Source organism: Candidatus Pantoea formicae (assembly GCF_011752625.1).
Classification (GTDB): Bacteria; Pseudomonadota; Gammaproteobacteria; order Enterobacterales; family Enterobacteriaceae; genus Pantoea; species Pantoea formicae.
Genome location: NZ_VWXD01000003.1, coordinates 647973 through 672626 on the forward strand (window position 1 = coordinate 647973; position 24654 = coordinate 672626).

The window sequence follows — 24654 nt, forward strand, 5'->3', positions numbered from 1 at the left end:
CCGGTTACTTTTGAAATGTTCATTCTCTGGACGACAAGCCTGAGGTTCCTCTCGTGCCTGATATGAAGCTTTTTGCTGGTAACGCTACCCCGGAACTAGCACAACGTATTGCCAACCGCCTTTACACTAGCCTCGGAGACGCTGCTGTCGGCCGTTTCAGTGATGGTGAAGTAAGCGTACAAATCAACGAAAATGTACGCGGTGGTGATATTTTCATCATCCAGTCCACCTGTGCCCCCACCAATGATAATCTGATGGAGCTGGTTGTGATGGTCGACGCGTTGCGTCGGGCTTCTGCTGGTCGTATTACTGCTGTTATTCCTTACTTTGGCTATGCCCGTCAGGACCGCCGCGTGCGTTCTGCTCGTGTGCCTATCACCGCCAAAGTGGTTGCTGACTTCCTCTCCAGCGTGGGTGTTGACCGTGTTCTGACGGTTGACCTGCACGCCGAACAGATTCAGGGCTTCTTCGATGTCCCGGTTGATAACGTGTTCGGTAGCCCTATCCTGCTGGAAGATATGCTGCAGATTGGTCTGGAAAACCCGATTGTGGTTTCTCCTGACATCGGTGGTGTCGTCCGCGCACGCGCAATCGCTAAGCTGCTCAACGATACCGATATGGCCATCATCGACAAACGTCGCCCACGCGCGAACGTTTCTCAGGTCATGCACATCATCGGTGACGTTGCCGGTCGTGACTGCGTACTGGTCGACGATATGATCGACACCGGCGGTACGCTGTGCAAAGCGGCTGAAGCGCTGAAAGAGCGTGGTGCGAAACGCGTATTCGCCTATGCAACTCACCCAATCTTCTCTGGCAACGCGGTTGAAAACCTGCGTAAGTCAGTGATTGACCAAGTGATCGTTTGCGATACCATCCCGCTGTCGGATGAAATGAAGGCGCTGCCAAATGTGCGTACTCTGACGCTCTCTGGTATGTTGGCCGAAGCGATTCGTCGTATCAGCAACGAAGAATCCATCTCTGCAATGTTCGAACATTAATTCATTGCATGCAACCGGGCCTGGTGCCCGGTTTTTTATTTTAGGGTTATTTCCCTTATTTACCGATTAAGCCGCTTTCGGCGCGGATATTTTCGCGATAAATTCCGTTAAAACCCGTTATTCTCCCTGCCTTACACTCTTTTCATGCTCTACACCACGCTGCGCTTTAGCGCTTCATTGATTAGTGGTATTTTTCACCACACTTTTTTCAGAGAACTCCGACCACTATGACTCTCGACATCTATACGCTGTTTGTTTGCGAGCTCTATGTGCTGGGGTTTTTGAGCATTATTTTGATCTTCGCGTGGGTCGGGGCGCAGTATGATCGCGTGCTGGGTTTCACCACCCTGGCGCTCGTTCTGACCTTAATGGCGGTATTTCTCAGCAGCCTGCGCAGCGCGGGTTTTCACTTTTTACCGATCGCTGTTGGCAACGTGGTGATGTTGCTGGCCTATGGTAATCTGCTTAACGCCTTCCGTATTTTTTGTAATAAACCATTGGGATTCAGTTGGATAGCCGGTGCATTGCTTTGGGCAATACTCTGCGTTTTCCCGACGTTTTATCAGGGCCAACCCAAGCGAGTGCTGGTGCTGTGCCTGCTGTGTATTATTTTCACTGGCGCGCTCATACGGCTTTTGTGGCAGTCACGAGCCTCACTAACCGTGACGTTTTGGCCCGCGCAAATGCTCCTGTGGATTCATCTGCTGTTCCACGTGGCCCGTATATTTCTGGATGATGCCGTTGCCACGCCAGTACGCGGTTCTATTGCCGGTTCCAGCTTCTCGGTCTATGTCATTCTGGAATCGATCCTGTTTGTGATTGGCCTGACATTTACTATTTTGGCGATGGTCAACGAACGCACACAAATCGCCCATAAACTGGCGTCTCTGCATGATCCCCTCACCAGCGTCTGGAATCGTCGTGCGCTGTTTGAACAAGCTGACCGACTCGTGATTCGTGCGGCGCGTCAAACCCAACCTTACGTTTATACGGCGGTGCTGTTCGATCTCGACCATTTTAAGAGCATCAACGATCGCTACGGGCATCAACAAGGTGACCGCGTTCTGATTGATTTTTGCCACGTCGTACAGGCATTGTTGCCGTCTGACGGTCATTTTGCCCGTTTAGGCGGAGAGGAGTTTGCCGCGATTTTGCCCGGCGATGGCGAAGATGCGCAGCGCGTGTGCGAGCGTATTCGCCTGGCGACCCAGTTGTCGCAGCCGAATGATGTCTGTTATACGGTGAGTATTGGTTTGGCTACCGCGAACCATCGCGACCAGACGTTCCCCATTTTGTTGGGACTGGCGGATGAAGCCTTATACCGGGCGAAGGCCAGCGGCCGCAACCGCACCGAACGTTATTTTGTGCAGCTACAGCCGTTGCAGGAAGCGGCAATCAGTTAATGTGAAGAGTGATTGCGGCGGCAGCGTTTGTCACCATAGTGGCGTAACCAGAAATAGCGGTCTTCGACTCTTTCACGTCCACTTACGCGCGCACCGACCAACCACAATAGCGCACCAATGAAGATGCTGAACATGGCACCGTGGGCGAGAAATTGTGGCAGATGCAACGAAGGTAGCTGATTAATAATGGAATAACCGACGCCCAGCACCATCGTCAGTAAACCCAGACACATCAAGCTATTACCTACATAGCGGCAATTTTGACGTTTCATGATTCACCTCCATCCTTATGAAAAAAGAAAACAGCACGTATGGTTAACTTGCCATAAGTTTAGGCAATGGCTTGTGGTTAAGATGCGTGCAGGATCACACATCCTTCACAATCTCTGACATTTCTTTACTGCCAGCATCTTGATTTCGATAGAAATTGATTAGTCACGCAGAGACATCATCTGGCTGCAGCACCCTTTGTCTTCGCCGCTTGCAGGCAGTAAACTATCGCCCTTTCCGCAGCAAGACAGGATAAACATCGTGAGCAGCATTAAACTGATTGTGGGGCTGGCCAATCCCGGCGCTGAGTACGCCGCTACCCGCCATAACGCGGGCGCCTGGTATGTGGATTTGCTGGCCCAAAGGCATAATCAGTCTTTAAAAGAGGAGCCGAAATTCTACGGCTACACCGCGCGCTTATCGTTGGCGGGTGAGGATGTACGCCTGCTGGTGCCCACCACTTTTATGAATCTCAGTGGCAAGGCTGTCGCAGCGATGGCTACCTTTTACCGCATCACACCGGAAGAGATTCTGGTCGCTCACGATGAGATGGATTTGCCACCGGGCGTGGCGAAATTCAAACAAGGCGGCGGCCACGGCGGCCACAATGGCCTTAAAGACATCATCAGCAAGCTGGGAAATAACAACAATTTTCACCGCCTGCGTGTCGGCATCGGCCATCCGGGCGATCGCAATAAAGTCACCGGTTTTGTGTTGGGCAAAGCCCCGGCCAGCGAACAAAAGCTGATTGATGATGCCGTCGATGAAGCCGTTCGTTGTACCGAGCTGTGGCTTAAAGAAGACAAAATTAAGGCGATGAATCGCCTGCATGCATTCAAGGCCAGTTAAGGCCAATTCCCGCGCCGCAGAAGGCAATTCTGTGTATAATGCGCGAAATTTTTTGAATCTGTCGGCGCTGTTAAACAGCGCTGCACACTCAGTGATAAAGGTAATCAGACCATGGGATTTAAATGCGGTATTGTGGGCCTGCCGAACGTCGGTAAATCCACCCTGTTCAACGCGCTGACCAAAGCGGGTATCGAAGCAGCCAACTTTCCGTTCTGCACCATCGAGCCAAACACCGGTGTGGTGCCAATGCCCGATCTGCGCCTCGATCAGCTGAGCGACATTGTTAAGCCGCAGCGCGTGGTCCCGACCACCATGGAGTTCGTCGATATCGCCGGTTTGGTGGAAGGCGCGTCGAAAGGTGAAGGTTTGGGCAACAAATTCCTGACCAACATCCGTGAGACCGAAGCCATCGGCCACGTGGTGCGCTGCTTTGAAAACGACAATATCATCCACGTTTCAGGCAAAGTGAATCCGGCGGAAGATATTGACGTGATCAACACCGAGCTGGCGCTGTCTGACCTTGATACCTGTGAACGCGCCATTCAGCGTTGCCAGAAGAAAGCCAAAGGCGGCGACAAAGATGCCAAAGCCGAGCTGGCTGCTCTGGAAAAATGCCTGCCGCACCTGTCAGAAGCAGGCATGTTACGTTCATTGAATCTGGACGCTGACGAGAAAGCCGCCATCCGTTATCTGAGCTTCCTGACGTTGAAACCGACCATGTATATCGCTAACGTGAGTGAAGACGGTTTCGAAAACAACCCGTACCTCGATCAGGTTCGCGCTATTGCCGAAGCTGAAGGCTCTGTTGTGGTGCCGGTATGTGCTGCGGTTGAATCTGACATCGCCGAGTTGGATGATGAAGAGCGTGACGAGTTTATGGCCGAGTTGGGTCTGGAAGAACCAGGCCTGAACCGTGTGATCCGTGCTGGTTATGCGCTGCTCAACCTGCAAACTTACTTCACCGCTGGCGTGAAAGAAGTACGTGCATGGACCATCCCAGTGGGTGCAACCGCACCGCAGGCTGCCGGTAAAATCCACACCGACTTCGAAAAAGGCTTTATCCGCGCTCAGACCATCGCATTTGATGACTTTGTGACTTACAAAGGTGAGCAAGGCGCGAAAGAAGCGGGCAAAATGCGCTCAGAAGGTAAAGAGTACATCGTGAAAGATGGCGATGTGATGAACTTCTTGTTCAACGTCTAAATCGCCTATTGAGGTTTTAGCTAACCTCATAACGCTTATAAAAATCCACGCAAATGCGTGGATTTTTTGTTTTCAGCAGCGGATGCTAATAGTTCCGGATTTTACCCACTACATTACTGCACCACATTTTCCTGCAGGATATGCTCCGTAGCCTGCATATCCCTGGCAGGCAAGTGTTTCGCCAGCGTCGAGAAATACCGCAATGTCTGCCAGTGTGATCGATCGCCAATCACATACAGTCGTTGTTTAGCTCTGCTCACTGCCACATTAAGCAGATTTGGACGACTGGCCGCCCAGGCTCTGGCACCCGGTTTTTGTAAATTGCCCCCCAACACTAACACCACAATATTCGCCTCTTTACCCTGAGTGGTGTGCACGGTGCCCGTCTTGCGCTTGTCAAAACCAAGCTCAGAAGCCAAAGCCCCTAATTTCACAGAACAATCTTTGAAAGGCGAAATCAGGAAAATACTCTCAGGCTGAATACGGTGGGTGTTTTGTAGATCAAGCAGCAATGCTGTTACCGCCTCGCCCTCTTCTACGATCCAGTTTCCCTCAGAGTTTTGGCCAACCACATCAATCCAGCAACTATCCGGGAGCGACGTTGCAGTGCGCTTTTTGCCATGAACCATCAAACCATCATAGGCAATCCGATTACTGATGGTGAACATGGGATCATCACATCGGCGATGAACACGCAGCGGACAGCCAACCCAAACAGAATCCTTATCGGGGTCCGGGAGCCAGGTCCCTAAATCCATCGATTGGTCGGCAAGAATTTGTGCAGAAACTTCACTCGGCCACCAGCATGGCGGAACATTAAAATGTCGGCCTAGTGAGGCTTCAACCACTGCGGGTATGCCACTTACCGGTTCCAGCTGTTTTGGATCGCCAACCACCACGGTTCTCGCTGCTCGCCAAATAGCCCCCGCAGCCTGCTGAGGCAGGGCTTGCCCGGCTTCATCGATAAGCAACCAGCCAATGGCTTCCTGACCGATGTGCTTAAACATGCGCGGGATAGAAGCAAATGTGGTGGAAATCACCGGGACAATCAGAGAAAGGGAATCCAGTGCTAATGCCGCTTGTGCTGCGGGCAAAGGTTTACCCTTCAGCCAATCACTTGCGAGATTAATGTTACTGATCATCTCATTTGAGTGATTTTCGATAAAAGATCGTTGTACATCCAGAGCAGCCAGAAACAGGGATTCTCTGGCTTTACGCCACTCTTCCACAGCCCAGGGCGCAGACTTTTCTCTGACGCTCTCAGATGCATCAGGCTCCGGCCAAAAAGCCCCAATGCTTGATATGGCTTGTTCACGCATCTGTTCCGCTGCGTTAAGCTGCTGTTGATTTGCCATGAGCGCCTCTTCAGCCCCTTGCAGCTCTTTCCTCAATGCTGCCACTTTCTTAGCGGCGTCAGACTGCCTGGTCTTTATTGCCTTGAGATGCTTCTGCTGTGACGCAATTTCGTCTCTGGTTGCATCACTTTCATCCGTTAACCGTCGATATCTGTCCCACCATTCACGAGGTGATCGGCCAAGCGTGACAATCGCCAGCAACAGTCCCGGCTTGTTTGATTGGTGCTGTTGCAAACGTTTTTCGGCTGCGTCGAGTTGAGCCAACAACAGGGCACACTGGCTCTCGTGCTGTGAGACATCGGTATCAAAGGTTGAGAATGTCTGGCTGCTGCGCAACAACTCATCATTGACCAACGCGCGTACCTGCGTTGCATCACGCACTTTGTCCTTTAGCGAACTTATCTGTTCATCCAGCATTGAGTCGCGAATCAATTGCTGACGTTGCGCGTTTTCATGCTGTTGTGCCATTTTAAACCGTGAAACTGCGTCATCCCACTGCATATCAGGCTGGCGCAAACCCTCAGAGATCAGTTTGAGATGATATAACAGCCCCTCTCCGCGTTTAGGGGAGAAAGTGGCCGGTCTCAATGCCACATGCTCTTTTTTTTCCTCGGGCTTGCGCCACCAGAAAATATTCAAAAATCCTTCCCGGTTCTCTTTATTTCCCAGCCTTGCGGCCAAAAGCCCCCAGCCCGGTTTATCTGTCAGCTCGGAAACCAGATCGGCAAAGTAATGACTCTGTTTAAGCACCGATTGCGGTACCGCCTTTTCTCCCGGAAGTTCAAGAGAGATATTTTCCACCGCGCCATTGTTAGCCGAAGCGACCACAATTGCCGAGCCTTGTATGGCGTCATGAAGCGGGTAATAGGGTATCCAGGTATCTCCGAGTTTGATTTTATTTTTAGCGGAAAAAATATCATCCGTCAGAGCAATCAGTTTTTCTGCCCGAGATGTCACCACCGCAGCGACCACATCGCGAAGCAGGGTGGTTTTCCCTGTACCCGGTGGTCCATTCACCGCAAAAATCCCCGCCTGATGCGCATTTCGCTGCCAGATTTCATTAACTGCTAACTGCTGACTAAAAGCTAAGGGATATTCGGATGGCCAGCCACCTTTGGGCACCTGAGTTGGCAGCAGTTGCTGGAAAGCCATATCCAGGCCCTTGGGTGAGCGAATATCAGTGCGCTGCCGTTCGGGTTGCGCAATAGCCATCATATATTCCGCAAATCCCGGCCCATATTTTTCATCTTGCCAGGCTGCACTGAGATGACCTAATTCCTGAATGAAAAAACTGTTGAGCAAATCATCCGCGACGGCGGCTATGGGTTTGTCCTTGGCATTTTTATCGGAAGTGCTCTTCTCAACGCCCTTCTCTTGCTCTGGCGCTTTGACCTGCGTGCATTTAATCAGGGCAACAACCTTTGGCGACAGTGTTTCACGGGGAAAATAGGTTTTCTCCAGCACGATTTCTGCCAGCTGTATTATCCAGTCCAGATCTGCTCTGACATTCTCTGCCTTCATACGGATGGCTTCGTCTGCAATCCATTGCATCAGGTACTGACTTAAACGATCAAAGTCAGAAAAGCCACTGTCGATAAATGGGATGGTGTCGCTGGGCACTGCTAAGTCGGAGAGATCGGCACTCAGGCTATGCGTTAAAGCCACTACACCCTGTTGATGCTGAAGAATGTTACCGGCAGACCACACAGACAGTGACAGCGCAAAGGATTCGAATTGGGGTATCCCTTGTTCATTGAAACTAATGTCAAACAGGCGGCTTTGTGCGTTTGCCTGCTCAGTAAACACCGCTTCATGAGATCCAATTTTGTTTTCAAGCAGCCCAGCAAGCTGCGACATCTCATACACACCGCATTGTGCGGTGTAGCGCCATAGTTTGCTGGCTGCTATAGGCTTGCGAATATGTTTAGGATCGTTCCAGGGTAAGCGCGAGCCAAAAGCCATCTTATAAGACGGGGCTTTTCTGTCGTTGGGATTATCCTTATCGAGTTTCTGTGGTGTTAGCGCCTCGATAGCTCTCCAGAAAGGAAATACCTGTTGAACCTGCGTCTGTTGTTGAGTCACCTTAACCTCATAGGTAATCGGCTGCACTATAGAAGCCGGTCAGCCTGAAAAACAGCAGAAGCGCGGCTTAACTTTCCGTAGAACCTCGTTTGAGATACAAATTCTGCTGTGCCTGGAGAGTAAGATGCTAACTAAATGTGAAAATATTTCAATAGTTCAATTAGATAATCGCACCGCATGCTGCTACATCGCTATCTGGTTAGCTGTGAACGGGTGAGGATAAAAACCTGTTAGTCTAATTTTCGCTCAATATAGGTTAAATTAAATTAATCAGACAGGAGGGGGTGAATACGAACAATGTGGTACAGAAGGAGAAGATTCTACTGCGGTCAGGCGCTGTGGTCTCATACTCTGAGCCCTTGGTAGAGGCGGCCTTTGGACGTAGCTGAACGGCGTGCAGGCACAGCTTCAAGAACGCGCTTTTATTGCTGTCCCCGCACTACCACCCACCAGCAACAGCCGTGCACCCAACAGAATCATTACCAGACCAGTGAATCTCTCCTGCCAAATCAGCACCGCTGGATGGCGCGCCATCCACTGCCCGATCGACCCAGCCGCGATAGCGACAGCACCCAGTGAAATCACGCCTGCCAGCTTTTGAATCGTGCCCAAAATCAGCAGTTGTAGCCAGATCGGCCCCTGGGCGGGATTCACAAACTGCGGCAGAAAAGCGAACATAAACAGTAACGACTTAGGATTGGTCAGACTGTTAATCGCTCCATCCTTAACGGCTTGCCAGTCAGAAATGGAGGATTTACTCTGCGCTCGTGTCGAGGCAGTTGCGCTGGAACGCAGCATTTTGATGCCCAACCAGATGAGATAAGCTGCACCGGCCCAACGCAAAAAATCCAATCCCAACGGCCAAGAGTGAATCAGTGCCGCCAGACCCAACACCAGCATGCCAACCTGAATAATCCCCGCCACAAACACCATACCCGACATGGTATAGAGTGCTGTTCTGCGGCCCTGCCCTAAACCTCGCGCCATCACCATCATCATGTCCGGGCCGGGTGAAAGTTCCAGCAGCGCTAACGCGAAAAGAAATGTGGCGAACGTCTCAGGAGTCGGCATACGTAACCTGTCGAAAATAGGTGAAATCGAGCTGCCAGACTATAGCAAAAGTATCGGCCCCTTTACTGCGCGATATGTACGCGCTTTTTAATATCCTTCAGGAACAACGTAATGGTAAAGGTCATCATCACCAGCAGCGACCATGCGCCCCATTTACCCACATGCACTGTTGCCCAGGCTCCAATCTGATTGGGATACTGCCATACGCCAAAGAAGGTGCCCATGTTCTCTGCCAACCAGATAAAGAAGCCAATCAGGACAAACGCCACCAGCAGCGGCATACGAAATGGCCTGTCATAAGGGGTAAATATCACTTCAGAGCGCGCATAGAGACCCAGAGCGACTGCTGCGATATACCAGCGATAGTCGCCGATAAAATGGTGGGTAAAGAAGTTGGCATACAGCGCTAACGACAGCAGCACGGCAAAAATGATCGGTGGATGATGACGGATTTTAAGATCCATTAAACGCCAGCACTGAATGATGTAACTGCCGACGGCGGCATACATAAACCCACTGAATAGCGGAACGCCACCGACCTTACTCCATGCAGCCTCCGGGTAGTGCCAGGATCCAATCGTCGATGAGGTTTTGAACAGTTCAAGCCCAAACCCGAGCACATGAAACAGCGTGATGGCTTTAAGCTCATCCCAACTTTCCAACCGGGTCGCCACCATGATGAACTGGATAGCCAATGCAATAATAAGCAGCAGGTCATAGCGTGCGATACCGAATAGACCGGTGCGTGGTACGCAAAAGATCGAGAGAAAAAACAGACCGGCGAAAAGACAGGCACGCGCTTCTTTGATGCCAAACCACAGAAACTCGATGCCAAAACGTTGATAACCCTGTTTGCACAGGGCTGGGGGATGCATGAGAAATGCATCAAAACGGTTATTCACTTTTCACTCCATGAAAACAACGATCCTCGCACTGAGCATAACAAAAACCCACAACGCATCGTGTGGGTTTTCAGCGAGAATTTACTTCAGGCGTAATCTCCTTTGTGGATGCGAGTCCGGCAAGCGACTTTCTTTGCCAAAAATTTTCTCGCGCAGCGTGCCTTGCTGATAGGATTTCTGCGCCAGGCCTCGCTTCTGCAACACCGGCACGACGTGCTCGACCCACTCATCCCACCAGCCCAACGTCGTCACCGGGACCACGTTAAACCCATCGACGCCCGCATCAGCGAACTGCTGCACCCTGTCAGCGATCTGCTCAGGAGTACCGGCAAAACGGCCTGGCAGTAACGCATGTTTAATCAGGTATTCGCGCCACGTCAACACACGCCCTTGACCATAATCCGCATCCACGGCGATACGGAATTTGGAACGCATATGTTGACTGAATTCCTCGCGGCGACTCAGTTCTGTCAGTGGTGTATCGGGATCGATATTGGCAAGGTCAATACCCGAACCCCCACTGTAAAAGCCCTGCAATGCATTGATATCGATGTTATCGAACAGATATTGCTGCTTACGTTTTGCCTCTTCTTCTGTTGAACCAATCACCGTAGAGAGCATGACCAACTTTTTCAGGTCTTCCGGCTGACGTCCATAATCCACCACATCCCGATTCAAAATTTCGATATCTTTGCGCGCCGTTTCCGGTGTCTGTGAGGGCAAGAACGTCACTTCCGCATTGCGGGCGGCAAAGTGACGACCCGCCTCCGAATTTCCGGCCTGGAAGAATACCGGACTGCGCTGCGGCGAAGGCTCCACAATATGCGGTCCTTCAACACGATAGCGTTTACCGACGTGGTTAATTTTGTGGATCTTGTCGGGATCGAAAAAGCGATTAGTCGCAGGATCGTGCAGTACCGCGCCCTCTTCCCAGGATAGCTCCCACAGCTTGTAGGCGACATCCAGATACTCCTGTGCCCATTCGTAGCGATCATCATGAGGCACGATTTCGTCGAAGCCATAATTACGAAAGCCATTCGAGAGATAGGAGGTCACAATGTTCCATCCAATACGCCCGCGCGTGAACTCATCCAGTGAAGATATCTGGCGAGCAAACGAGAAAGGATGCGATTGGATCACATTGCTGGTGACCACCAGCCCCAAATGCTCCGTCACCAAGCCCAACGCGGAAAGGATGGTGATAGGATCAGGCTCAGGAAATTGCGTCCCGGCCCGAATCGTGGTTTTGCCATCGCCATATTCAATGTCGTAAACCCCCACGACATCGGCAATAAACAACGTATCAAACAAGCCCTTTTCCAGGGTTTTCACCGTGTTGACGTAAGCATCAAGCTGGTTGTATCCATACTGAACCTGACCTTCAGGAGTCCGCCAGTAGCCATGGCTGTGATGGTTAGGCGTCAAATGCAAAAAACCGTTATAAATCAGTTCACGTGACATATTTTCTCCGTTAGCTATCAGGCAGTTTCCGCTGTGCCCAGTCGGGGCAGCGAGGCAAGTAGTTGCTGGGTATAGGGGTGGCTTGGGCGGTAGAAGACGTCATCGGCGTTGCCCTGCTCAACCGCGATGCCGTTCTGCATCACTAAAACGCGGTCGCTCATATGATGGATAACGCCCAGGTCATGTGAAATAAACAGGTAGCTCACGCCCAACTGCGCCTGCAAGTCACTGAGTAGATCCAGGATTTGCGCCTGAATGGTGACATCCAACGCAGAGACGGCTTCATCCAACACAATGATTTGCGGGTGCGTGGCAATGGCGCGGGCAATCGCCACGCGCTGGCGCTGCCCGCCTGACATGCGCGCAGGCCATTGATGCAAATGTTCGGCCGTCAGTCCGACTGACTGCAACAGGCTGATGGCCCGTTCTCGCGGGGTTTGCGTCACGGGATGGGTATCCAGCGCGATGGCATCGAACAAGATGTCAGACACGCGCCAGCGCGGATCAAAAGAGGACAAAGGATCTTGATACACCACCGCGATTTGGCGTCGGACCTTCCTCTGATGTTGGGCTGAAGCATGGCTCCAGGCATTGCCGCGATACAGAACTTCTCCGCTATCGGGTGATTCCAGTGCCAGTGCAATACGCGAGAGCGTGGTCTTGCCCGAACCTGATTCACCGACAATACCCAGTGTTTCACCCCGTTTTAGCTGGAATGACACGTCAGCCACTGCCGACTGCCCGCGAAAACGCTTAGTGATGTGCCGTGCCTCTAGCAGCACTTCATCGCTAGAAATTTCAGCTACCCGCGACGGTGAAATCTGTATCGGTGCGGTGCTGGATAAGCGTTGCCCTTTGGTGTGCTCGCTGGGTATAGCGTTAATCAAACCTTGGGTATAGGCGTGTTGCGGCTGTTGCAGCACTTGCCGCGCAGCGCCAGACTCCACAATGCTACCGCCCTGCATCACCAGAATGTGATCGGCAATTTTCGCCACCACCGCCAGGTCATGACTAATGAGTATCACGCTGGTACCGCGATCCAGCATCTGACGCAGCACGTCTAACACTTGCGCCTGAACCGTGACATCCAGAGCCGTAGTCGGCTCATCCGCAATGATCACCTCTGGATGCATCGCAATAGCCGATGCAATCAACGCTCGCTGACGCAAACCACCCGAGAGTTCACCAGGCCGCTGAGAGGCGCGAAGTGCCGCTTGTGGTACCCCGACATCCTCCAATAAGGCATGTACTTTCTGCTGTCGGCTGGCTGGCGTGCCCCAACCATGTAAAGCCAGTGCTTCAGCGATCTCCTGGCCTACCGGACGGAGTGGGTCGAGTGATACCAAGGCATCTTGCAAAATAAAACCGACCTTGCTGCCGCGCACCTGTTGCCACCACGCATCGCTGCGTCCTAGCAAAGACTCACCCTGCAATGCCAATGTCTCGGCCTGGACCTTCAGCCGCTCACCGGCTAAACCAACCAACGCCCGCGCGGTGACACTTTTGCCCGAACCCGATTCACCCACCAAAGCCAGGCACTGCCCGCGCTGTAGGCTAAAACTCACATTCTTCACAATGTGCCTTGGGGGCGTTATATCACCGCTGACCCAGATGTTGAGTCCATTGACCTCTATCACGTTGTTTGTCATGCGCGATGTTCCCCCTCTGCCCGCTGCTGGATATAGCGCCCTAACTGGGTAAAGGAGAGCGCGACCAGTACAATCGCAATACCCGGCAAGACTTCGAGCCACCAGGCCACCGTGACGTTGATTTTTCCGGCCTCAAGCAATGCGCCCCACTCCGGCGAAGGCGGGACGACCCCTAATCCCAGAAACGACAGGCCGGATGCCCACACCACAGATTGGCCAATGCCTAAAGCCACCAGCGAAAACAGCGGGCGAAACACATTTGGCGCGATATGTTGCAAGAACAGTCGATGCCATGGATGTCCCAACGCGTGGGCGGCCTCAACATAACCTGACTGCCGTACCTGCAACGCTTGCGCACGCACCAACCGCGCATAGCCAGGTGCGGTACCAATACCCACCGAGAGCAGCAGGCTGCTGGCAGAAGGTCCTAACAGCGCCACGAACAGCAAAGCCAACAGTAAAGTGGGGAATGCCAGCAAGATCTCCAGCAGACGATTGATCGGTTCCGCCAGCCAGCGTGGCCCCAACGCAGCGCTAAAGCCCAACACCACAGCGCCGAGCAGCGCAATCGCCATTGCCCCAATACCAATCAGCAAAGATTGTCGCGTACCCCAGATAATTCGGCTGTAGAGGTCGCGGCCGATATCATCAGTGCCGAGCCAGTGAGCTAGCGACGGTGCTTGCAGTGCGTGCGTGAGGTCCGTGGTGAACGGGTCATGGGTGGCCAGCAGCGCAGGAGCTACGGCTGCCACCACAAAGAACAGCGCAACAATGCCTGCCAGTAGAACAGACCCTGGCAGCACGCCGGTGAAATATCGCCACTGGCGCCACACTGAACCTCTGGCTTTCAAGCCAGCATAATCGGAAAGATGCGTCGTCATACTCGACCTCGCAGACGGGGATCGACGATCAGGTAAATCAGATCGACCACCAGATTGATAATGATGTACAGGGAACTGATCAGGATGACGATGCCAGACACCAGGGCAAAATCCTTGTTGCTGACGGCATTGACCAACACATTGCCCAACCCCGGCCGGGCAAACACCGCTTCAACCAACACCGCCCCGGACAACAGATTGCCGATCGCCCATCCGCTCAAGGTGATGGCTGGAATCAATGCATGGCGTAATACATGGCGCAGCCGCACACCGGAGAGGCTCATGCCACGGGCGCGAGCCGATAACACAAAAGGTTGCTGCATGCTGCGCTCAAATTCACCGCGAATGGCATGGCCGATAAACCCGGCCAAAGGGATCGCTAAAGTGATGGCAGGCAAGACCGTACCCCACAGTGTTGCTCCACCCACCACAGGGAACCAGCGCAGGCCAATGGCAAAGACGATAAGCAGCAGGATGCCAATCCAGTATTGGGGTAGGCCCGCCAGGAGAGTCTCCACAGCGGATCCCAGTGCGCCAATCTTATTGCTGCGTCCTGCGGTGAGTAACGTCCAGGGGATGGCAATCAACCATGCCAGTAGCAACGCAGCCATCGCGAGGGTGAAGGTCGGCAACAGTTGTTCAGCGATGATGTGCGTCACAGGTCGTTGCAGTTCAAAGGAATAGCCCAATTTCCCCTGCAGCAGTTGCCAGAAGTAATTGACGTACTGTTGCGCTATCGGTTTATCAAAACCGTATTGAGCATTGATGGGTGCGAGTTCTGCTGGCGTGCGTTCAATCACTTGCCCAGAAGTAATGTTGAGCAGAATGGTTGCGCGGTCGCCGGGCAATACCGAGAGCACCAGAAAGGTCACGGTGATGGTGCCCCACAGCACAAACAACGCCGCCGCCAGACGAACCGCAACCCGTCTCGATAAGGATCGCGATGGGTTCCCCAACCTGCGCTCCGCTGAGATAACGTCACTCATGGCTTCTCCTGCACAAAGTAAGCATCGTTAAAGTTGAGTAATCCGTTGCCTTGGTCCTGCCAAAGTCCGCGGACGTTATTGGCAAATGCCACGTTATAGGTGAAGTTGTACCCGCCGATGGCAATCGCCTGGTCGTCAAACCACTTCTGCAAAACAGCAAACTTCTGCAGACGTCGTTGTGGATCCGGATCACGCTGCGCATCAAGAATCTGTGATTCGACCTCAGGGTTATTGAAGAAAGTGGTGTTATTACCGTTGAAAGCGCCATTGAGGGAATGGTTGTAAACAATGTCGAGGATGTTGGGCGATGGCCATACCCAATAACCAAAGCTAATTTCCTTGTCATCCGGGCGGGAGCGCGCACCCGCAAAGCCTTCCGTCTGCGTGAGCGGGATGAGATCTAACTTGATACCCACACGTTTGACCTGATCCTGTACCGCTTGCAGCATCAGAGCCCCTTCCTGATCGATAATCGCCTGAATAAAGGGCAGACGGGCTTTCAGCGTTTTGCCCGACTTGGTGCGATAACCCGCCGCATCGCGCCCTGTCCACCCTGCTGCATCCAGTAATTGGTTTGCTTTGGCGAGATTGAGCGCATAGCGATCGTCAACATTTAAATAGAGCGGCGTGGTTTTGCTCAGTGAACCATTACCCTCATAAGGCACTGCGCCTTTGAACACCGTTTTGACGATTTGCCGGCGATCAAGGGCATAGGCAAATGCCTGACGTACGCGTACATCATTGAAGGGCACACGTTGTACATTGAATGAAAACGCCTGTGGCCGACCGGTGGCAACATAGGAGAGCGTTTGATAGTCGCGCTGCAATGTTCTCCACTGCGCTGATGGCGGCTGGTAAATAACATCGGCTCCTCCGCTGACTAAGGCTCCCCATCGGGTCGTCGCGTCGGGGACAAATTTCCATTCCAGATGTTTGATATAGGCGGGACCGTTATGGTGTGCATTGGGTGGAGCCCATTGATAATCATCATTACGCACAAAACTAATGCCTTCCCCCCTCACCCAGCGAGCCACTTTCCACGGCCCAGTACCTACGGGGCGTAAACATTTTTCTTCACTACTGTTATGCGCCAGCGAGTCGGGAGACTGAAATCCATAATGGCCATTTGCCAACACATTATATATTTCCGGGTTGGGCTCTGATAAATGCAGTGCCACTGTATATTCATCAACCTTAGTGAACCCGGTCATATAAGTGAAGCCGTGCCAACCAATGCCTTTTTGCCATGCGGGGTAGTTTTTAATCACCGCATCGGCGTTAAATACATCGCCATCAGTGAACTTCACATCATGACGCAAATGGAAAGTAATGGTTTTTCGATCGGGTGATTCACTCCAACTGGTGGCCAGCCACGGGCGTATTTTTCCATCATCGTAACTGACTAAATAATCAAATACCTGACGGGCTAAATAAGCCTGTTGCACCCAACCACCCCACAAGCAGGGGGGCTCCTGTTCATGAAGATAAACCAGCGTGCCATCACTGTATTCAGGTGTAGCTGCCTGTGCAGCCGATTGCGACATCACGCCAGTTAAAACGGTGAACAGGGGAATCACTAAGCGACGAACTGAATTTCGCATCATTTAATTAAGACTTCCCTTAAAAAACCAGTGCAACATTTTAACGGGGCTTAACTCAGCCACATTTGACGTTATCTGGAAATTGAATTGATAGCTTTATTGGAATCGCTCTGAATAAAACACAGAAAAAACCAAAACCAAATATCATTAATGACAATTAATATGAAAAATTAATTTCCTGTTCCAGATAATGGAAATGCAAATGATTAGCTCATCAATAAATATGCTTAGCAGAAATAAACATTAAAAGTCGGCAAGATGAAAATGCATAGTGCCTCAGTATCATTGTCTTTTTTGAGTGGAGGCTAATGCAATGTCACAAATCGAATCAGGATGGGGTTCGCCCCCGTCAGCAGAATATGAACAACTCGCAGAAAAGTTTCGCCCCCTGTTTGCCAACATTCGCGCGGGTGCCATTGCGCGCGAGCTGCGCCGCGAGCCCCCCTTAGAAGAGATTGAATGGCTCAAGCAGAGTGGCTTTACTGCCCTGAGGCTGCCGAAAAGTGCCGGAGGTGCTGGAGCCACACTGCCTGAATTATTCACGTTGCTGATTGAACTCGGCGAGGCGGATTCCAATCTGGTGCAATCCCTACGCGGCCATTTCGGCTTTGTAGAAAATGTGCTGAGCAACCGCGATCCGGTGTTTCAGCAGCAGTGGTTCACTCGTATTGCACGGGGTGAAATTGTCGGCCCGGCCTGGAGTGAAACCGGCGAGGCGCGCCAGTCGGTATTCTCTACCCAGATCAAACGTAGCGGCGATAGCTGGCAATTAAATGGCAAAAAATTTTATACCACCGGCTCGCTCTATTCCGATTGGATCAATATCGGTTTAACCGATGAGAACCACAAAGGCGTATCGGTGACGGTGTCCCGCACTGCGCCGGGCGTCACCGTACTGGATGACTGGAATGGTTTTGGGCAAACACTGACCGCCAGTGGTACCGCGATATTTGAAAACGTTGAGATTCAGCACACCGATATCAGCGAAGATGCGCATTTTGGTTATTCACCGGCGTTTTATCAGTTAATCCATTTGGCCACGCTGGCCGGTATCGGCCGCGCGCAAAGTGGTGAAGTCGCCGCGTTGGTGGCTGCGCGCACCCGCACTTACAGCAATGGTAATGCCGCACGGGCAGCAGATGATGCGCAAATCCTTCAGGTCGTCGGGCGCTTGCGCAGTGCGGCTTATACCAGCGGCGCCATTGTGCAACATGCCGCGCAAGCGCTTCAGCGCGCCTTTGAAGCACAACAACAGAATGATGAACAACAGAAAACCCAAAGCGTAGCGATAGCCGAGTTAGAAGTCTCACAATCACTCAATGTGGTCACCGACTTACTGCTCAATGCCAGCACGACACTCTTTGATGCTTTAGGGGCTTCCGCCACCTTGAAACCGCTGGCACTGGACCGTTTCTGGCGTAATGCCCGGACACTCTCATCGCATAACCCACGCATTTATAAAGATCGTATCGTCGGTGATTTCGCCGTGAATGGCACTTTACCGCCGGAACAATGGCGCATTGGAGTAGCCGATACGCCACCAGAAAAATAACCCCTCGCTTTAAGCCGCCACGCCATGAGACACTTTGGCTTAATCCGTTAAAGTGTCTTATTTACGCCATGAAAAACTTTCTCGTTATCGTACCCGACGGCGGCATGCTGTTCGAAGCTGCCGGCATTGCCGATATCCTGATGCATGCCAATCTGCACCTGCCGGTGGGCATTGACCAACCGCGCTATCGCGTCAGTATCGCCACCACCCAGTCACATCAGGTTATCCATGGCCAATCAGGACTTAACCTGCTGGCCGACCTCAAGCTCGCAGAGCTCGATCCCCGCCAGGCATGGGACACCATCATGATCACCGGCCGTGGTGACAGTGTCGAAGAAGGAAATATGGTGGTGGACTTCATTAAGCTGGCGGCGCCTCAAGCGCGGCGCGTGGTGTCGATCTGTGGTGCCGCAATACTGCTGGCTGAAGCTGGCCTGCTGGATGGGCGCCGCGCGACCTCACACTGGCGTTTGCTGGATACGCTACAAACACGCTTCCCGCTCATTCAGGTCGAAGGCGGCCCACTGTACATTCAGGATGGTCCGATTTGGACATCAGGCGGTGTCAGCTCGGGCTTTGACCTCACGCTGGCATTGGTTGAGGAGGATTTTGGCTTTAGCGTGGCGCGCGATATCGCACAGGATATGGTGATGTATCTACGACGCCCCGGTGGTCAGATGCAGTTCAGTCGCTATCCCTTACCGCCCGCTTCATCTGATCCCATTAGCACGCTACAGAGCTGGATCCGCGCCAACCTTGCCGAAGATTTATCCATTGAGAAGTTGGCGGAACGCGCCGCCATGAGCCCCAGAAACTTCACGCGCGTCTTTACCCGTGAAACCGGTGCACCGCCCGCGCGTTTTGTGGCGGAGGCGCGCCTGGCCGCGGCACGCGAGCGGTTAGAGCAGAGTCGAGATACGCTGGAACGTATTGCAGCTGAAACCGGTTTTGGCAGTAGCATTAATCTGCGGCGCAGCTTTGAGCGCCAGCTTCATCTTACCCCTGGAGAGTATCGCCAGCGCTTTCACTGTCGAAAAATGGCGTAAAGTGATCCTTTTTTGTCGTTTACGCCATGCCGCGATCGGCCTACATTGACTGCAACCACTTCGTATAAGGAGTCAAAGATGATCAAGGTAGGCATTAACGGTTTTGGCCGTATCGGACGTAACGTATTCCGCGCCGCATTAGGCAGCGATGATATTGAAATTGTCGCAATCAACGATCTTACGGATAGCAAAACGCTGGCGCATTTGCTGAAACACGACTCTCTGCTTGGTCGACTGCCTGCAGAAGTGGAAGCGGGTGAAGGTGAACTGCGCATTGATGGTAAGTCAGTACGCGTGTTCAGCGAACGAGATCCAGCCAATATTCGCTGGAGCGAGGTGGGTGTCGATATTGTCATCGAAGCCACCGGATTCTTCACTGAACGTGACAAAGCAGCGGTGCATATCACCAGTGGTGGCGCGAAACGCGTCATTATCTCCGCGCCGGGTAAAAATGATGACCTGACGATAGTGTTGGGCGTGAACGATCAGCGCTACGACCCTCAACAGCATTTCGTCGTGAGCAACGGCAGCTGCACCACCAACGGCTTAGCCCCGGCCGCTCAGGTTCTCCACCAGGCCTTCGGTATTGAGCATGGTCTGATGAACACGACTCATGCGTACACTAACAGCCAAGTGCTGCACGATCAGCCAGAGAAAGATCTGCGCGGTGCGCGCGCGGCGGCGCTGTCAATTGTGCCTTACTCCAGCGGTGCGGCTAAAGCGTTAGGGCGTGTTATCCCTGAGTTGGATGGCCGTTTGACGGGCTATTCCCTGCGCGTACCGGTGCCGGTGGTGTCGATTGTCGATTTAACCGTGACGCTTAAACGTGATGTCACTGCGGAGGAAGTCAATGATGCCTTTAAAGCCGCCGCCGCAGAAGGCCCGCTGAAAGGCATCCTCGGTTACAGCGATGAACCGCTGGTTTCCAGTGATTATCAAGGCGACCCTCGTTCATCGATCATCGACGGCCTTTCAACCTTGGTGATTGGTGGTAACCTGGTGAAAATCCTCGCGTGGTATGACAACGAATGGGGCTTCTCTAATCGACTGGTGGATTTAGCTCGTCTGATGGCACAGCGCGGCCTGTAATCGGTTAGCCTTCACGCGCCAGGTAGAAAATCAGATAGATGCCTGGCGCGTTATCCACCTGTAATGAGGTGTAGGTGAAGCTATTCACCTTACCGTCCACATCTATAATCGTCTTATTGCCTGCGCCCATTTTGCTGACATCTGGCACATGCCACATGTTGCGAAAATCCTCACTGCGCGCCAGCAAATCCTGTACCACCACTTCAAATTCTTGCGCCTGATTGCTGGCCGCATAATTAGCACGAAAGGCGGATAAGGTGTGACGTGCGGCCTCTTCCCAACCGTGAATACGCTGGCGATAGTCATCGCTAACGAACATCAGCTTGAGCGAGTTGCGATCCTCCTGCGGCATCGCGGCCCAGTCGACAATCAGTGATTGCGCAGCACGGTTCCAGTAAAGAATATCCATGTTGGCGCGGCGAACAAAAGCCGGATGGGGATTTAGCGCATCCACCATCGCCTTCACTTCCATTGACAGTTCAGCTCGGCTTGCTTCGCTATGCGCATTACCAAAAATTAATGCTTCAAGGTAAGCCTGCTCAGTGTGAGAAAGCTGCAGCACTTTACCGATGCGCTGGATAGCCGCCAGTGAGATATTGATCTCCCGGCCTTGTTCCAGCCACGTATACCAACTGACGCTGACCGCCGCCAGTTGCGCCACCTCTTCGCGGCGTAAGCCTGGTACTCTACGATTCTGAGTGCTGAATCCATGTTGTTGTGGATCAACCCTTGCCCGCTGCTGGGTGAGGAAATTTTTTACGTCCTGATTGCGCGACATTGCGGCTCCTGGGTATGACCTACAGTCATAGGATAAACCACCCTATTTTTCACTGACTGATTGACGATTACTATCGTCGGCAAGATTACGGCATCTTATCGGAGATTAGCAAAAGTATGTCAATGCAACAGATCGCACCGGGCCAGCCTGTGGCCGGGGAGAATAAAGTCAGTGTCGCGACTATGCTGACCGGGATGATCACCCTCATTGTGGTCATGGGCATGGGACGCTTCTCACTCACGCCACAAATTCCGCTGATGATTGCGGACGGACATCTGAGTTTATCCAGTGCGGGCGTGCTGGCGGCCATGAACTACATCGGTTATTTGTTTGGTGCCCTGCATGTGAGTCGCATTCGCACACAGCATGCGCGCTATCTTAAAGTCGGCTTGCTGGCGACTACGCTGGTCACGCTACTGTCTGGTTTCACCAATGCTTTTGCTCTGCAGTGCCTGTTTCGCTTTATCGCGGGTATTGGCGGCGCATGGGCACTGATTATTGTGACCTCCTGGACACAGATGGTCTTAGCCAGTTATCAGGCACCACGCATGTCCGCAGCGGTGTTTAGCGGCCCCGGCATTGGCATTACGCTCACCGGCATACTGGCGTGGTTGATGTCTGAGACACACTTCCATGCCAATCAGGCGTGGTTGGTTTACGGTTTCGTCGCCTTCGCTGGTGCTCTGCTGGTGTGGAAAGCGTTGCCAAAAAGTTTGCCTACGCGTCAGCAAACCCAACAATCCGAACCTGTCAGTCGCGATCTTAAGTGCTTATTAGCTGCCTACACCCTGGCAGGATTTGGCTACATTCTACCGGCGACTTTCTTGTCACAGATGGCGCACAGCCTCTTTGCCCAAGGACAACTCGCCGCGTTCTTCTGGCCGCTGTTTGGACTTTCAGCTGTGGCTGGCGTGCTGTTGGTGATCGCTTTTGCTGCGCGATTGAATACGCGTATCAGCCTTGCAATGACCTTACTGATGCAAGGATTGGGGGTCGCGACAGTGGTGCTGATGCCAGATGCGCAAGGTTTGTTGATTTCCACCGTGATCATCGGGTTGGCGTTTCTGTCGATCATGCAGCTTTCCATGAAAATGGCACGAGAAGTAAGTCAGGGAAATCTGGCTAAAACCGTGGCACTGCTGACTTCCGGTTATGCGACCGGGCAGCTGATTGGACCCTTAGTGTCCTCGCTTAGCGTGCATTTTCTGGGTTCTCTGCAACCGGCGCTGTTGTTGGCTGCGGCAGGGTTAGTGGTGGGCGGTAGCGTGATTTATTTCGGCATTCGCTCCCGTTAATATTGGCTGCGCTGAATGCACATGACACAGAGCCCACCATAAATAGTGGAACTCTGTGTTTTAGCTTATGCGCGATTACTTAATACCCATTGCGTCCTTCAGCGTGAAGAACAGATCGGTTTGGTCAGTCAGGCCAACCACATTAGCCGCATGCGGACCATAAGCTGCAATACGAATCTGCGTGCCGGTATGGCCTTGCGAATCATCTTCCGAGTTACCGTAGCTGATGGTCATCACGGCACCATCTTTAGTATTCAGTGCCTGTGTCAGACCCGGCGCTTTACTGCCGTTCTCTATGATCTGGCTGCTGTGCGCGTGGTCAGCCGTGACGACAACCAGGGTATCGCCATGTTCACGAGCAAAGGCCAGCGCCTGCTGCACCGCTTCATCCAGATCAACGGTTTCACCAATCTGACCGCACGGGTTAGCCGCATGGTCCTGTTTGTCGATGGAAGCCCCTTCTACTTGCAGGAAGAAGCCTTTTTCATTGGTGCTCAGCAGATCGAGCGCCTTTTTGGTCATCTGCGCCAAGGTAGGTGCGGACGCCGGGCGATCCTTATTCACTTCACAGGTCACCACTGGCTTGTCGATATTGCCGTGATAACTGGCTTTCGGCCCCTGCCAGCGTACGGGCATATTACCATCTGAGAACAGACCCAATACCGGTTTGCTTTGGTCAGCCTGTTGGATGGCATTCATGCCATCCAGGTTATCGACCAGCTGGAAGCCGAGCGCCTGAGCCTGCTCGCGCAGGGTTTTACCTTGATACTCACCTGCTTTGGCGCTTTCACCGAAGGACTTCGCCCCGCCGCCCAACGTCACATCAGGGCGCGTTTTCAGCATCTGCTCGCTGATTGAGCCTTTGCCACCCTGCTCCAGCGCATTGGTTGGGCAAAGTTCGCTGGTCTTTTCCGGCCCATAGCATTTACGTGAGGTGACATGCGCCATTAATGCGGCAGGTGTCGCATCTTGCAGTTCTGCCGTTGAGACATTGCCTGTCGCTTTACCGGCAGCTTTTGCCAGTTCAAGTATCGTGACTTGGTCTTTGCCGTTGACATCAACACCAATCGCACCATTGTAAGATTTGGTGCCAGTAGCCCACGCGGTGGCGGACGCAGCTGAATCCGTCACGTAGTTTGGCTTGTGGGTTTTCTTGTCCAGAGAATAGTGGGTGTACTGACCGGTCAGGGGCAGCGCATCAAGACCGGGGAAAAAGCCTCCTGCGCCCATTGCCTGATTACGTGCGGCAGTGATTTCCGAATCCCCCATGCCGTCGCCGATCAACAAGATAACGTTTTTGGCCGTGGTGTTAATCAAAGAAGCTTTTAGCGCTTCAGTCTGATCGCTACTCAAACGTCGTGCTCCACCGTGTTCGGTGATGTCACCGGTTGCGGCACGCGTGTAAGTGGCATCATCTGCCACTGCTGGCGTAGTAATTAATGAAGCCAGCAGAGAAACCGTGAAAAGAGGTATTTGTTTCATTTATCAGCATCCTTATCAGTAAATATAACCAAATGTTTCCGCGGACAAGTCTGCGACAGTCTGGTGACACTTTTGTGGCAGAAAGGAATTAATTTGATGACAGAACACGCAGTTCGGTGAGAGATGCAGCAAGCTGCACAGAGCTTAAGCGGATAGAACAAAAGGAGAAAATAGGGCTTGACCGTTTTCAGGTAACTCCCTATAGTAGCGCCCCGTTGACCCAGTGCGGTCAGCAGAAAAAATGTGGTGAGATGTCCGAGTGGCTGAAGGAGCACGCCTGGAAAGTGTGTATACGGCAACGTATCGGGGGTTCGAATCCCCCTCTCACCGCCATCATTTTAAGAAGAGCCTGAACAAAAGTTCAGGCTTTTTTTTGCCCGTTGCTAAACCAAGCCAGAAGATATAATGCCTGTCAGTTAAGGATTAGGTGAAAAGCCGCTCTGGGGTGGCCGGCACAGGCGATAACGCAGTCTGGTGCCGCTCTGGGGCTGGCGGTCCTCGCGCCGCTGAAGCGGTACCTTCACTTCACTCGTCAGCCTGACGGACCGGTGCAGACGGGACTTTCCCTGTCCCGGCTGCACCTTTCGCCAGCATCCATGCTGGCTCTCCTGGCTTCCTCATTCCGTTCAGCGCTGCGAAATGCCATCCCCAGAGCGGCACCAGCCTGCTTGCTAACATCTGTTTACGCTGTAGGAAAG

General features: G+C 52.7%; 19 protein-coding genes and 1 tRNA gene. 9 read left to right on the forward strand and 11 right to left on the reverse strand.

What is annotated here, in order from left to right; translation table 11 throughout:
* Positions 1–53: 53 nt before the first annotated feature.
* The gene (gene prs / locus F3J38_RS11740) at positions 54–1001 is read left to right on the forward strand and encodes a ribose-phosphate diphosphokinase (RefSeq protein ID WP_013509507.1); all 948 of its coding nucleotides are present in this window, start codon (positions 54–56) and stop codon (positions 999–1001) included.
* Positions 1002–1228: 227 nt separating this feature from the next.
* A complete protein-coding gene (locus tag F3J38_RS11745) occupies positions 1229–2404 on the forward strand; it encodes a GGDEF domain-containing protein (protein WP_167138534.1) in 1176 nt (391 codons plus the stop codon).
* On the opposite strand, the gene ychH is transcribed toward F3J38_RS11745, so the two are convergent.
* A complete protein-coding gene (gene ychH, locus F3J38_RS11750) occupies positions 2401–2676 on the reverse strand; it encodes a stress-induced protein YchH (RefSeq protein WP_167138535.1) in 276 nt (91 codons plus the stop codon). The two genes, F3J38_RS11745 and ychH, sit on opposite strands and share 4 nt — an antisense overlap.
* A gap of 259 nt (positions 2677–2935) precedes the next feature.
* Here ychH and pth point away from each other — a divergent pair, with 259 nt between their 5' ends.
* Positions 2936–3523: an aminoacyl-tRNA hydrolase gene (pth, locus tag F3J38_RS11755; protein ID WP_167138537.1), complete on the forward strand. Its 588-nt coding sequence runs from the start codon at positions 2936–2938 to the stop codon at positions 3521–3523.
* Between the two features lie 111 nt (positions 3524–3634).
* Positions 3635–4726 carry a redox-regulated ATPase YchF gene (gene ychF, locus F3J38_RS11760; RefSeq protein WP_167138539.1) on the forward strand — a complete coding sequence of 364 codons (1092 nt, stop codon included), beginning with the start codon at positions 3635–3637 and terminating at the stop codon, positions 4724–4726.
* 113 nt (positions 4727–4839) lie between these two features.
* Here ychF and F3J38_RS11765 read toward each other — a convergent pair whose 3' ends face one another.
* The 8 genes from F3J38_RS11765 to F3J38_RS11800 all read right to left on the reverse strand — a co-directional run bounded on the left by F3J38_RS11765 (position 4840) and on the right by F3J38_RS11800 (position 16717).
* Positions 4840–8163, reverse strand: coding sequence for a DEAD/DEAH box helicase (locus F3J38_RS11765; RefSeq protein ID WP_167138542.1), 3324 nt, complete (start codon positions 8161–8163; stop codon positions 4840–4842).
* A 408-nt stretch (positions 8164–8571) separates the two neighbouring features.
* A complete protein-coding gene (locus tag F3J38_RS11770; protein WP_167138544.1) occupies positions 8572–9234 on the reverse strand; it encodes a LysE family translocator in 663 nt (220 codons plus the stop codon).
* 62 nt (positions 9235–9296) lie between these two features.
* Positions 9297–10109, reverse strand: coding sequence for a DUF817 domain-containing protein (locus F3J38_RS11775; RefSeq protein ID WP_167138871.1), 813 nt, complete (start codon positions 10107–10109; stop codon positions 9297–9299).
* A gap of 108 nt (positions 10110–10217) precedes the next feature.
* Positions 10218–11597 carry an NtaA/DmoA family FMN-dependent monooxygenase gene (locus tag F3J38_RS11780; protein ID WP_084934399.1) on the reverse strand — a complete coding sequence of 460 codons (1380 nt, stop codon included), beginning with the start codon at positions 11595–11597 and terminating at the stop codon, positions 10218–10220.
* A gap of 17 nt (positions 11598–11614) precedes the next feature.
* Complete coding sequence (locus F3J38_RS11785; RefSeq protein WP_167138546.1) at positions 11615–13246, reverse strand: dipeptide ABC transporter ATP-binding protein; 1632 nt, start codon at positions 13244–13246, stop codon at positions 11615–11617.
* Positions 13243–14127: an ABC transporter permease gene (locus tag F3J38_RS11790; protein ID WP_167138548.1), complete on the reverse strand. Its 885-nt coding sequence runs from the start codon at positions 14125–14127 to the stop codon at positions 13243–13245. Before F3J38_RS11790 ends, F3J38_RS11785 begins: the two co-directional genes overlap by 4 nt.
* A complete protein-coding gene (locus tag F3J38_RS11795) occupies positions 14124–15113 on the reverse strand; it encodes an ABC transporter permease (RefSeq protein ID WP_167138550.1) in 990 nt (329 codons plus the stop codon). The genes F3J38_RS11790 and F3J38_RS11795 overlap by 4 nt, the downstream gene beginning before the upstream one ends.
* On the reverse strand, positions 15110–16717 hold the full coding sequence (locus F3J38_RS11800; protein WP_167138553.1) for an ABC transporter substrate-binding protein: 1608 nt from the start codon (positions 16715–16717) through the stop codon (positions 15110–15112). The genes F3J38_RS11795 and F3J38_RS11800 overlap by 4 nt, the downstream gene beginning before the upstream one ends.
* Before the next feature lie 310 nt (positions 16718–17027).
* Between F3J38_RS11800 and F3J38_RS11805 the strand changes: the two genes are divergently transcribed.
* From F3J38_RS11805 to gap, 3 genes are all read left to right on the forward strand, one after another.
* Entirely contained in the window at positions 17028–18266 is a 1239-nt protein-coding gene (locus F3J38_RS11805) for an acyl-CoA dehydrogenase family protein (RefSeq protein ID WP_167138555.1), read from the forward strand.
* Between the two features lie 68 nt (positions 18267–18334).
* Entirely contained in the window at positions 18335–19312 is a 978-nt protein-coding gene (locus F3J38_RS11810) for a GlxA family transcriptional regulator (protein ID WP_167138557.1), read from the forward strand.
* 78 nt (positions 19313–19390) lie between these two features.
* The gene (gap, locus tag F3J38_RS11815; RefSeq protein ID WP_167138559.1) at positions 19391–20401 is read left to right on the forward strand and encodes a type I glyceraldehyde-3-phosphate dehydrogenase; all 1011 of its coding nucleotides are present in this window, start codon (positions 19391–19393) and stop codon (positions 20399–20401) included.
* Between the two features lie 4 nt (positions 20402–20405).
* Here the strand turns inward: gap and F3J38_RS11820 are convergent, their stop codons facing one another.
* Entirely contained in the window at positions 20406–21179 is a 774-nt protein-coding gene (locus F3J38_RS11820; protein ID WP_167138561.1) for a helix-turn-helix transcriptional regulator, read from the reverse strand.
* Between the two features lie 116 nt (positions 21180–21295).
* Here F3J38_RS11820 and F3J38_RS11825 point away from each other — a divergent pair, with 116 nt between their 5' ends.
* Entirely contained in the window at positions 21296–22474 is a 1179-nt protein-coding gene (locus tag F3J38_RS11825; RefSeq protein ID WP_240155941.1) for a YbfB/YjiJ family MFS transporter, read from the forward strand.
* A gap of 75 nt (positions 22475–22549) precedes the next feature.
* Here the strand turns inward: F3J38_RS11825 and phoA are convergent, their stop codons facing one another.
* Entirely contained in the window at positions 22550–23956 is a 1407-nt protein-coding gene (gene phoA / locus F3J38_RS11830; RefSeq protein ID WP_167138563.1) for an alkaline phosphatase, read from the reverse strand.
* A 245-nt stretch (positions 23957–24201) separates the two neighbouring features.
* On the opposite strand from phoA, the gene F3J38_RS11835 reads away from it, so the two are divergent.
* Positions 24202–24289, forward strand: a tRNA-Ser gene (locus tag F3J38_RS11835).
* Positions 24290–24654 lie beyond the last annotated feature (365 nt).